This is a genomic window from Paracoccus tibetensis, assembly GCF_900102505.1.
GTDB lineage: Bacteria > Pseudomonadota > Alphaproteobacteria > Rhodobacterales > Rhodobacteraceae > Paracoccus > Paracoccus tibetensis.
Window position 1 is genome coordinate 161,894 of sequence record NZ_FMVT01000004.1, and the last position, 10,963, is coordinate 172,856.

Sequence of the window (10,963 nt, forward strand, 5' to 3'; positions counted from 1 at the left end):
ATGAGCGGCTGCATCTTTACACTGCGCGAATGGACACGCGCATCCTGACCCAGACCACCCTCATCACCCCCTCGGCCCCCGTGGCCCGAGAGCGGCACGGGTGGCGCGGCAAATGCCTGCAACGGCTGGTCCGCATGGGCCTGCCGGTCCCGCGCAGCTTCGCCATCTCCTGCGAGACCGTGCAGCAGATCGCCTCGGGCCGCCCGCTGCCGCTCGAGGAGCTGTCGCGCATCTTCGAGGGCGGCAGCGGCCTTGTCAGCGTGCGCCCCTCGGCCATGATGCCGGAATGGGGCGGTCCCGGCACGGTGCTGAACGTCGGCATCAACGACAGCCTGCACCGCGTGCTGAGCGATCAGATCGGCCGCGCGAATGCCGACGCGATCTACCTGTCCTTCGTGCAAAGCTACGCGATCCACATCGCCCGCCTCGACCCCGACATGTTCGCGCAGGAGGGCAGCGGCGCGCTGCCCGATGCGCTGGCCCTCTACCGCTCCGAGATGGACGAGCCCTTCCCGCAGGACCCGGCGATGCAGCTCTCCGAGGTGCTGCGCTCGATGGCGCGGGCCTGGGAGGGACCGACCGCGCGCATCCTGCGCGAGGCAAAGGGCGCGCCGGCCGAAGCCCCCCTGGGCCTTGTCGTCCAGGAGATGGCGCTTGCGCTCGGCCCCGGCCTCTGCGGCTCGGGGACGATCCAGTTCAGCGACCCGGTCACCGGCACCCCCCGCGTCACCGGCCGTTTCCGGGGCCAGCATCACGGCGCCGCCGTTGGGGCGGGGGCCGAGACGCTTTATCTGACCCGCGACGAGCGTGGCCCCTCGCTGGAGGAGGTCGCGCCCGAGATCTTCGCCGACCTCGTGCGCTTCGGCATCGCCGCCCGCGAGCGGCTGCGCGAGGAGATGCAGATCGAGTTCGTGGTGACCGGCGGGCAGATCTCGGTCCTCGACGCCACCCGCGTCGCCCGCAGCGCCCGCGCGAGCGTCCGCATCGCCGTCAGCCTGGCGCGCGACGGGATCATCCAGCCGCAAGAGGCGCTGATGCGGGTCGAGCCGCGCGCCCTTGCCGACCTTCTGCACCACCAGGTCGATCCGCGGGCGCCGCGCGACCTTCTGGCTCGCGGGATCAACGCCAGCCCCGGCGCCGCGACCGGGCGCATCGTCTTCTCGGCCGCGGCCGCGCAGGCGGCCGATGCGCGGGGCGAGCCTTCGATCCTGGTGCGCCGCGAGACCGTGCCCGAGGACATCCGCGGCATGCATGCCGCCGTCGGCGTGCTGACCGAGCGTGGCGGCACGACCAGCCATGCGGCGGTCATCGCCCGCGGCCTCGGCCGGCCCTGCATCGTCGGCGCCTCCGGCATCCGCATCGACGCCCGCGCCCGGCAGCTGATCGCAGGCGGGCGCACGCTGTCCGAGGGCGACGAGATCACCATCGACGGCAGCTCGGGCGAGGTTCTGGCCGGGGCAGCCGCGCTTCTGCCGCCCGCGCTGGACGACACCTTCACGCAGCTCTTGGACTGGGCCGACGAGGCCGGCGGGATCGCCGTGCGTGCCAATGCCGACACGCCCGACGACGCCATCACCGCGCGGCGCTTCAAGGCGCAGGGCATCGGCCTCTGCCGGACCGAGCACATGTTCTTCGACGCCGAGCGCCTGCCCGCCATGCGCGAGATGATCTTCGCCGACACGCCCGAGGACCGGCGCCGCGCGCTGGCGCGCATCCTGCCGATGCAGCGCCAGGACTTCACCCATCTCTTCGAGATCATGGCCGGGCTGCCGGTGACCATCCGCCTCTTCGATCCGCCGCTGCACGAGTTCCTGCCGCATGACCGCGACGGCCTGCGCGAGCTGGCCGAGTCGCTGGACCTGCCCCTGTCGGACGTCACCCGCCGCGTCGAGGCCTTGTCCGAGTTCAATCCCATGCTGGGCATGCGCGGCGTCAGGCTGGGCATCACCATGCCCGAGATCTACGACATGCAGGCCCGCGCCATCTTCGAGGCCACGATCGAGGCGAACCGCCACGGCAGCCCGGTGGTGCCCGAGATCATGATCCCGCTGGTCAGCGCCCGGCGCGAAGTCGAGCTGGTCAAGACCCGCGTGGACGCCGTCGCCGCCGCCGTCCGCAACGAGCGCCATGCCGACTTCGCCTATCGCCTCGGCGTCATGGTCGAGACGCCGCGCGCCGCCCTGCGCGCCGGCGAGATCGCCTCGCACAGCGCCTTTCTGTCCTTCGGCACGAACGACCTGACTCAGATGACCTATGGCCTCTCGCGCGATGACGCGGGGCGCTTCATGGGCACCTATGTGGCCCAGGGCGTCTTCCCCGAGGACCCGTTCCACGTCCTCGACCAGGAGGGGGTGGGCGAGCTGCTGCTGACCGGGGCGCTGCGCGCGCGCCAGCAGCAGCCCGAGATCACCATCTCGGTCTGTGGCGAGCATGGCGGCAATCCCGAGTCCATCGCCTTCTGCCACGAGGCCGGATTCGACTACGTCTCGTGCTCACCCTTCCGTGTTCCCGTGGCGCGTCTGGCGGCGGCGCAGGCCGCGATCCGCGCCAGGCTCTACATGGACTGGGGTGATTCTTTTCCTTGATGGGCCGTAATACGGCTGGCGAGTGGACGGCGCCCATACCCGTCAAACGCGAAGCTCGGCCGGTTCCTGCCAGTTAACCAACTTCCGGGCGGCAGGCTTCTGCCCGAAACGGCGCCTTGCGGCGCGTTCCCCGCCCTCACGCGGATGTGGGATGGCGCGAGCAACACGGACAATCCTAAGCAACGTGAGGTCGTCGGACCGGCACTCTGCTCGTGCTGGCTGTCCGATGTTCATGAACCGTCAACTGCTTGACGCTAAGAAGGACCAACCATGCCCACGCTGCTTCACCGGGCGGCGCACAGTCTTCTTTGTGCCGCCATCGCCCTGCCCCTCATCACGACCAGCGCCTCCGCCGGGGGTAACGGCTCGCTGTTCTCGTCCGAGGCGGGGCTTTTCGGGGCACTCGCCCTGACGACGAACGTGCCGCAGACGTCGCCGCTTCTATATGCCAACAGCGATCCTGTGAAAGTGGAAATCGAGCCCGACATCGACGTCGAGCAACTTCATCTGGCCAGCGCCAGCCGCCCCTATTCCGAAGCCGATCTGGCCTGCATGGCCGAGGCGCTTTATCACGAGGCGCGCGGCGAGGGCACGCAGGGCCAGCAGGCCGTGGCCGAGGTCATCCTGAACCGCGTCGACAGCCGCCAGTTCCCTTCGTCGGTCTGCGGCGTCATCAACCAGCCCAGCCAGTTCAGCTACACCATCGGCGGCGCCAAGCCGATGCGCAACAAGTCCGCCATCATGCGCGCCCGCGCCATCGCCGAGGCCGCCCTGTCTGGCGCCCCGCGCAACCTGACCGGCGGCGCCACCTATTTCCACACGCCCGCCGTCCGCCCCTCCTGGTCGCATCGCTTCCAGCGCACGGTCCAGATCGGCCGGCACATCTTCTACCGCCCCGGCACGCGCGTCGCCTCAAACTAAGTTCGGCCCCGGCCACGCGGCGGGGGTTGTCGCGGCCCGTGAATTGCGCTGAATGGCAGGCATGACCCAAGCCGACCGCATCTTCCTTCGCGACCATGTCCTCTCGGCCGAAATCGGCGCCTTCCAGTCCGAGCGCGGGCGCGAGCAGCGTCTGCGCTTCAACCTCGACGTCGAGCTGCGCGATCCGGTGACGGGCGCGGGGGACGAGGTGGACCGCATCCTCTCCTACGACGTGCTGGTCCAGGCGGTGGACACCGCCATGGCGGCGCAGCGCTACGACCTGGTCGAGACGCTGGCCGAGCGGATCGTGGCCGAGGTTCTTGCCCATCCCCAGGCCGCGGCCATCACCGTCACGGTCGAGAAGCTGGACCGCGGCCCCGGCTCGCTCGGCGTCTCGCTTCGGCGGGACCGGGCCAGCATGCCGGCCACGGGGGTGCAGGCCAATTGGCGCCTGCTCCTCTGGAACGCCGCCGCACCGCGCCCCGAGGGCCGCGTCGTCGTGGTACCGCCCGAGACCGGCCTGCCCCTGCCGCCGGGCGCCAACCGCCGCCGCATCCAGCTTCTGGCGCTGGACCAGTCGGCCTGGGCGCTGGCGGGTGAGCTGTCGCTGGAGGTCGCCGCAACCCGCACCGAGCTGGAGGCTGCGATCCACATGGCCACGCCGGTGGTCTGGGCGCCGGCGCGGCTGGCGGCCGAGGCCGAGGACGGCGGCACCAGCCCCCTGGAACTCGCGCTGTGGCTGGGCGCACGGCTCGGCGCCGCGGGCCTTGACCTCGCGCTGCCCGCGGATGCCGCCATGCCCGACCTGCCGGCCGGCACGCGCCTGCCCGTCGCCCGGCTCGCGTCCGGGGCGGAATGAGCGCGCAGGTCTATTACCGCCCCATCCCCTCGGGTGAAGGAGGGCGGTGGCAGCTTGCCGGCGGCTGGAGCCGCTTTTCGGAACTCGAGCGCCTCTGCCGGGGCGAGCCGCCGCGCCGCGTCACCGATGCGCCGCCCGAGGTGATCGCCGCGCTCACCGCCCCGCGCCCGCCCCTGATGGGACTTTCGCTGGACGCGCCGCGCATCATGGGGATCGTCAACGCGACGCCCGACAGTTTCTCGGACGGCGGCGCCTATGATCCCGCCGCCCAGGCCCGGCAGCTGGCCGCGGCGGGGGCCGACATCCTCGACATCGGCGGCGAATCCACCCGGCCCGGCGCTGCGGAAGTGCCTGTGCCGGAAGAGCTGGACCGTATCCTGCCCGCCATCCGCGCCGGAGCCGCGCTGCTGCCGGTGTCGGTGGACACGCGCAAGGCCGCCGTTGCCGGCCCGGCGCTGGAGGCGGGCGCGGGCCTTGTCAACGACGTCTCGGGCTTCGACTTCGACCCCGCCCTGCCCGCCTTGGTGGCCGCCGCGGGCGTGCCGGTCTGCCTGATGCACGCGCAGGGCCTGCCGGCGACGATGCAGGACGACCCGCGCTATGACGACGTGCTGCTGGACGTCTATGACGCGCTCGAGGCGCGCATTCGGCGGGCCGATGCGGCCGGCATCCCGCGTGCGAGGATCGTGATCGACCCCGGCATCGGCTTCGGCAAGACCGAGGCGCATAATCTGGCCATCCTCCGGCGCATTTCGCTGTATCATGGCCTTGGCTGCGCGATCCTGCTGGGCGTCTCGCGCAAGCGCTTCATCGGCAGCATCGGCGGCGCGCCTGCGCCGGCCGACCGCGCCGCGGGGACGCTGGCGCTGAGCCTGATGGCGGTGATGCAGGGCGTGCAGGTCCACCGCGTCCACGATGTGGCCGCCCATGTGCAGGCGCTGCGCCTGTGGCAGGCGGTCGCCAAGAACGAGAAGGCAGAGGGATGAGCAGGAAACTCTTCGGAACGGACGGCGTCAGGGGCCGGGCGAACAGCCACCCGATGACGGCCGAGATGGCGCTGCGCCTCGGCGCGGCGGCGGGCCGCTACTTCCGCCGCGGCGGGCAGTCGGCGCATCGCGTGGTGATCGGCAAGGACACGCGCCTGTCGGGCTACATGCTGGAGAACGCGCTGACGGCGGGGCTGACTTCGACGGGCATGAACGTGCTGCTGCTGGGGCCGGTGCCGACGCCGGCGGTCGGGTTCCTGACGCGCTCGATGCGGGCGGATCTGGGGATCATGATCTCGGCCAGCCACAACCCGGCCGAGGACAACGGCATCAAGTTCTTCGGCCCCGACGGCTTCAAGCTGTCCGACGAGGCCGAGGCCGAGATCGAGGCCATCGTCGCGGGCGAGATCGCCCTCGCGCAGCCCGGCAATATCGGCCGCGCCAAGCGGATCGAGGACGGGCGCGGGCGCTACATGGAATATGCCAAGACCACCTTCCCGGCCGGCCGTCGGCTCGACGGGCTGAAGGTGGTGGTGGATTGCGCCAACGGCGCCGCCTACCGCGCCGCGCCCGAGGTGCTGTGGGAGCTGGGCGCGACGGTGATCCCGCTCGGCGTGAAGCCGGACGGCTCGAACATCAATGCCGGCGTCGGCAGCACCCACCCCGAGGCCTGCGCGGCGGCCGTACGCGAGCATGGGGCGGATCTGGGGATCTCGCTCGACGGGGACGCGGACCGGGTGGTGATCGTGGACGAGCGCGGGCGGGTGGCCGACGGCGACCAGATCATGGCGCTGCTGGCCGCGCGTTGGGCCGCGCAGGGCCGCCTGTCGGGCGGGGCGCTGGTCGCGACGGTCATGTCGAACCTCGGGCTCGAGCATTTCCTGACGGGCAAGGGGCTGCGGCTCGAGCGCACGCGCGTCGGCGACCGCTACGTGGTCGAACGGATGCGCGAGGGCGGCTTCAACCTCGGCGGCGAGCAGTCGGGCCATATCGTGATGACCGACTACGCGACCACCGGCGACGGGCTGATGGCGGCGATCCAGGTGCTGGGCGCGATGGTCGAGACGGGCGACACGGCCAGCGCGCTGGTCGCGCAGTTCGACCCGGTGCCGCAGCTGCTGAAGAACGTGCGCTACGCCGAGGGGGCCGATCCCCTGTCGGCCGAGCCGGTGCGGCGGGTGATCGCGGCGGCCGAGGCGCGGCTGGCGGGCTCGGGCCGGGTGCTGATCCGCAAGTCAGGCACCGAGCCGCTGATCCGCGTCATGGCCGAGGCCGAGGACGAGGTGGTGCTGCGCGACGTCGTCGACGAGATCGTGGCGGCGGTGGAAACGGCGGCCTGAGGGCGTCCCGCGACGGCCGGGGGCTCTGCCCCCGGACCCCCGGGGTTTTTGGTCAACGAAGAAGCGCTAGGCGCCGCTTGCCACCGGGTCGTGGTCGTAGAGCCAGTCGAAGCGGCTTGGCATCAGGTCCGGCGTCAGGCGGTTCGCGAGGCGCAGGGCAGTGTGGCCGGCGAGGCGCCTCAGCCCTGAGAGGTGGTAGTTGCGGGCGTTTCCGTTGGCCGCCGCGACGATGCGCGCGGCGCGCGGAGCACGGAGCGACTGGTAGCGTGCAAGAGCCGCGGGCTGGTCGGGATCAGCGTCGAGGCAGGCGGCGAGCGTCCAGGCATCTTCCAGCGCCATGACCGCGCCCTGGGCGAGGAAGGGCAGCGTCGGGTGGGCGGCGTCGCCGACGAGGGCGAGGCGGCCGTCCTGCCAGATCGGGGCGACCTCGTGGCGGAAGAGGCCCCAGAGATGCGTCCGCTCAACCGCATCGAGCCAGCCCGGCACCGGGCCGCCGAACCCGGCGAAGGCAGCGCGGAGGTCCGCCGGATCGCCTTGATGCGACCAGCCCTCGTCCTGCCAGTCGCGCCGCTCCTCGATGGCGACGATGTTGCGCAGGCCGCCGGAAAGCGGGTAGCTGACGAGGTGGCGGCCCGGGCCCATGAAGACCTCGGCGCCGCTGCGCCCGCCGTCGTCGGGGATCAGCGCGCGCCAGGCCGTGTGGCCGGTGAAGAAGGGCACCTCGCGCCCGTTCAGCGCCTGCCGGATGCGGCTGCGGAGACCGTCGGCGCCGATGACCAGCGGGCCGGCGGGCGGTTCGGCCACATCCGCCCCGAGCCGGATGGTGATCCCGGCGGCGCGGGCGGCCTCGGCCAGCACCTCCAGAAGGCGGGCGCGGTGGATGAGGCGGAAGGAGGCATCGGGACGGCGGCGGGTGAAATCGAGCCGGATCACCGGGCGGCCACTATGGTCGTGAAGCCGGACGGTGCCGCCGGGGACGGAGACGGCCTCGACGGCGGATCCGAGCCCGAGCGCGTCGATCACGCGCATGCCGTTCGGCGAGAGTTGCAGCCCTGCGCCGACCTCAGCCAGCTCGGGCGCGCGCTCCAGCACGGTGACCTCGGCCCCGCGCCGGGCCAGCGCCAGGGCCGCGGCCAGCCCGCCGATCCCCGCGCCGACCACCGTCGCGCGGCGTTGCTGCAAGGCGGATGCCATCGGCTTCTCCCGCACCGCCGGAAAGCGGCCGTCAGTCGTCGCGGTGGACCCGCTCCTTGCGCTCGTGGCGCTCCTGCGCCTCCAGCGTCATGGTGGCGATGGGGCGGGCGTCGAGGCGCTTGAGGCTGATCGGCTCGCCCGTCATCTCGCAATAGCCGTATTCGCCCGTCTCGATCCGGCGCAGCGCGGCGTCGATCTTGCTGACCAGCTTGCGCTGGCGGTCGCGGGTGCGCAGCTCGATGGCGCGGTCGGTTTCCTCGCTGGCGCGGTCGGCGAGGTCGGGAACCGCGCGGGCGCTGTCCTGCAGACCCTCCAGCGTCTCGGCCGACTGGTCGAGCAGCTCCTGCTTCCAGGCCTCGAGCTTCCGCCGGAAATACTCGAGCTGACGCTCGTTCATGAAGGGCTCGTCCTCGGCGGGGCGGTAATCCTGGGGAAGGAAGGTCTGGGCTTTCATAAGTCCTCCGGCGGCGCCGGGCGGTCAGAAATCCGGCACCTTGGGCGCCCCCATAAAGTATGATCCGCAGCTTGTCACTAGGCTCGCGCAGATGTGGGTGCCTTATCTGCAACTGCTTCCGCGGGGCCGTGGAAAAGCGCCGGGTTGCAGGGAATGATCGCCTCGCACGGGGCGTCGCGGCAGCAGCCTCGCGCTGCCACCGGGCCTTCCGGGAGGCGGGCTTTCCCCGTTGCCGATGCGGGACCGGCGCGGCTAGGCTGCGGCGCAAAAGGGAGGATGCGACATGAGCGATGAACAGGGCTTCGACACGCTGGCGATCCATGCGGGAAGCACGCCGGACCCGGCGACGGGCGCGCGGCAGGTGCCGATCTACCAGACCACGGCCTATGCCTTCCGCGACGCCGATCATGCCGCGCGGCTCTTCAATCTGCAGGAGGTCGGCTACATCTATTCGCGGCTGACCAATCCCACCGTCGCCGCGCTGCAGAGCCGCATCGCCGCGCTGGAAGGCGGCGCCGGGGCCGTCTGCTGCTCGTCGGGCCATGCCGCGCAGATCCTCGCGCTCTTCCCGCTGATGGAGCCGGGGCGCAACATCGTCGCCTCGACGCGGCTCTATGGCGGGACGGTGACGCAGTTCAGCCAGACGATCCGCCGCTTCGGCTGGTCGGCGAAATTCGTGGATCTCGACGACCCCGAGGCGCTGCGCGCCGCCATCGACGAGGACACACGGGCGATCTTCTGCGAATCGATCAGCAATCCCGGCGGCTACGTGACCGACATCCCGGCCGTCGCCGCCGTCGCGGATGCGGCGGGGCTGCCGCTGATCGTGGACAACACGCTGGCGACGCCCTTCCTCTGCCGCCCGATCGAGATGGGCGCCACGCTGGTCGTGCACAGCCTGACGAAATACATGACCGGCAACGGCACGGTCACCGGCGGCGTGGTGGTGGACAGCGGCCGCTTCGACTGGTCCGCCTCGGACAGGTTTCCCAGCCTGTCCGCGCCCGAGCCCGCGTATCACGGCCTGAAGTTCCACGAGACCTTCGGCAACCTCGCCTTCACCTTCCACGGCATTGCCATCGGGCTGCGCGATCTGGGGATGACCATGAACCCGCAGGGCGCCCACTACACGCTGATGGGGATCGAGACGCTCGGCCTCAGGATGGAGCGGCACGTGGCGAACGCCCTGCGCGTCGCCGAATGGCTGGAGAAGGACCCGCGGGTCGAGACGGTGACCTATGCCGGCCTTGCCAGCTCGCCCTGGAACCAGACGGCGCAGCGGCTCTATCCCAAGGGCGCCGGCGCCCTTTTCACCTTCGCGATCCGCGGCGGGTACGAGGCGGCGGTGAAGCTGGTCGACGCGCTGAAGCTGTTCAGCCACGTCGCCAATCTGGGCGATGCGCGTTCGCTGGTCATCCACTCGGCCTCGACCACGCACCGCCAGCTGACCGAGGCGCAGCAGCGCGCGGCAGGGGCCGCCCCCGAGGTGGTGCGCCTGTCGGTCGGGCTCGAGGACGTGGACGATCTCATCGCGGATCTCGACCAGGCGCTGGCCAAGGCTGCAGGCTGACGCCGAGACTTCCTTCGTTGAGCTGAGGCCGGGGCAGCGTCCCCGGCCTCCTTGGCGGCGCGGCAGTCCGTCGGACTGCCGCGGCATCCTCAGTTCGCCGGCGCCTGCGGCTCGGGCAGGTCGACCGGCGGCTGCGGCTCGGGCTGCGGCGCGGGTTCCGGCTGCGGCTCCGGGATCGGCGGATGGCCCGGCGGCAGCTCGGGCGCGCCATGGTGCCCCCCGCCGCGCGGGCCGCGCATCGGCATCGGCGCGCAGGCACCCTCGCCCGTCAGCGCGAACTCGATCTCGACCAGCGCCGCCATCGACATCTCGCCCGGCTGCACCGGCACCGAGGCGTCCGCCATCGCCGCCTCCATTCGCATCATCGGCCGCGGCATCCCGCCGTTCTGCGGCACGTCGCGCAGCACCATGATCGGGCCAAGCGTGACGCCCGCCGCCTCGGCCATGACCTCGGCCTTGCGCCGCGCGTCCTCGACCGCCTCGCGCCGCGCCTCGTCCAGCGTGTCGGCGCCGTCCTCGCGGGTGAACTGGATGCCCTGGATATCGTTCGCGCCCGCCGCCACGATCGCGTCCAGCACCTCGCCGAGGCGCTCCATCTCGGCCACGCGCACCGTCACCAGGTTGCTCGCCTGGTAGCCGGTCACCTCGGGCGCCACGCCGTCGCCGTAGCGCATCAGCGGGTTCAGGTTCAGCCCCGAGGTCTGGATGTCGGCCTCCGAAAGACCGGACTCGCGCAGGGCGGCGATGACTGCGCTCTGCTGCTCGGCGTTCTGCCGCATCGCCTCGGAGGCGCTTTCCGCCTGCGTCGTCACGCCCAGCTGCACGGTCGCAAGATCGGGCGCGACGCGCGATTGGCCCTCGCCCGTGACCGTCAGGCGCGAGGGGCCGTGCATCGGGCCGCAGCTCTCCTGCGCCATCACGGCAGGCGCGGCGAGGCCGAGGGCCAGCGCAGAGACCGCGCCAAGCCGCACGAGGCGCGGCGAAATTAGGGTCGCGAACATGGGGGTTCCTTTCAGGTCAGATCACCATGCGAAAAGAGTGCCTTGCAGATGAT

Annotated in this window: 9 protein-coding genes; 6 read left to right on the top strand and 3 right to left on the bottom strand. The window is 71.5% G+C overall.

Features of this window, described 5'->3' with window-relative positions; translation table 11 throughout:
- The first annotated feature begins 29 nt into the window (after window positions 1-29).
- The 5 genes from BLP73_RS07020 to glmM all read left to right on the top strand — a co-directional run bounded on the left by BLP73_RS07020 (window position 30) and on the right by glmM (window position 6,691).
- Entirely contained in the window at window positions 30-2,585 is a 2,556-nt protein-coding gene (locus BLP73_RS07020) for a putative PEP-binding protein (protein ID WP_090741754.1), read from the top strand.
- A gap of 270 nt (window positions 2,586-2,855) precedes the next feature.
- Window positions 2,856-3,506: a cell wall hydrolase gene (locus BLP73_RS07025; RefSeq protein WP_090741757.1), complete on the top strand. Its 651-nt coding sequence runs from the start codon at window positions 2,856-2,858 to the stop codon at window positions 3,504-3,506.
- 61 nt (window positions 3,507-3,567) lie between these two features.
- Entirely contained in the window at window positions 3,568-4,365 is a 798-nt protein-coding gene (locus tag BLP73_RS07030; protein ID WP_090741759.1) for a dihydroneopterin aldolase, read from the top strand.
- The gene (gene folP, locus BLP73_RS07035) at window positions 4,362-5,351 is read left to right on the top strand and encodes a dihydropteroate synthase (protein ID WP_090741761.1); all 990 of its coding nucleotides are present in this window, start codon (window positions 4,362-4,364) and stop codon (window positions 5,349-5,351) included. Before BLP73_RS07030 ends, folP begins: the two co-directional genes overlap by 4 nt.
- On the top strand, window positions 5,348-6,691 hold the full coding sequence (gene glmM / locus BLP73_RS07040; RefSeq protein ID WP_090741764.1) for a phosphoglucosamine mutase: 1,344 nt from the start codon (window positions 5,348-5,350) through the stop codon (window positions 6,689-6,691). The genes folP and glmM overlap by 4 nt, the downstream gene beginning before the upstream one ends.
- 66 nt (window positions 6,692-6,757) lie before the next feature.
- Here glmM and BLP73_RS07045 read toward each other — a convergent pair whose 3' ends face one another.
- Window positions 6,758-7,885 (bottom strand): FAD-dependent oxidoreductase, encoded by a 1,128-nt coding sequence (locus tag BLP73_RS07045; RefSeq protein WP_090741766.1) that lies wholly within the window; start codon window positions 7,883-7,885, stop codon window positions 6,758-6,760.
- A gap of 31 nt (window positions 7,886-7,916) precedes the next feature.
- Complete coding sequence (gene dksA, locus BLP73_RS07050) at window positions 7,917-8,339, bottom strand: RNA polymerase-binding protein DksA (protein WP_090741768.1); 423 nt, start codon at window positions 8,337-8,339, stop codon at window positions 7,917-7,919.
- Between the two features lie 283 nt (window positions 8,340-8,622).
- On the opposite strand from dksA, the gene BLP73_RS07055 reads away from it, so the two are divergent.
- On the top strand, window positions 8,623-9,909 hold the full coding sequence (locus BLP73_RS07055) for an O-acetylhomoserine aminocarboxypropyltransferase/cysteine synthase family protein (RefSeq protein WP_090741770.1): 1,287 nt from the start codon (window positions 8,623-8,625) through the stop codon (window positions 9,907-9,909).
- Between the two features lie 89 nt (window positions 9,910-9,998).
- Here BLP73_RS07055 and BLP73_RS07060 read toward each other — a convergent pair whose 3' ends face one another.
- Window positions 9,999-10,910, bottom strand: a complete 912-nt coding sequence (locus BLP73_RS07060) for an SIMPL domain-containing protein (RefSeq protein ID WP_090741772.1) — start codon at window positions 10,908-10,910, stop codon at window positions 9,999-10,001.
- Between the last annotated feature and the right edge of the window lie 53 nt (window positions 10,911-10,963).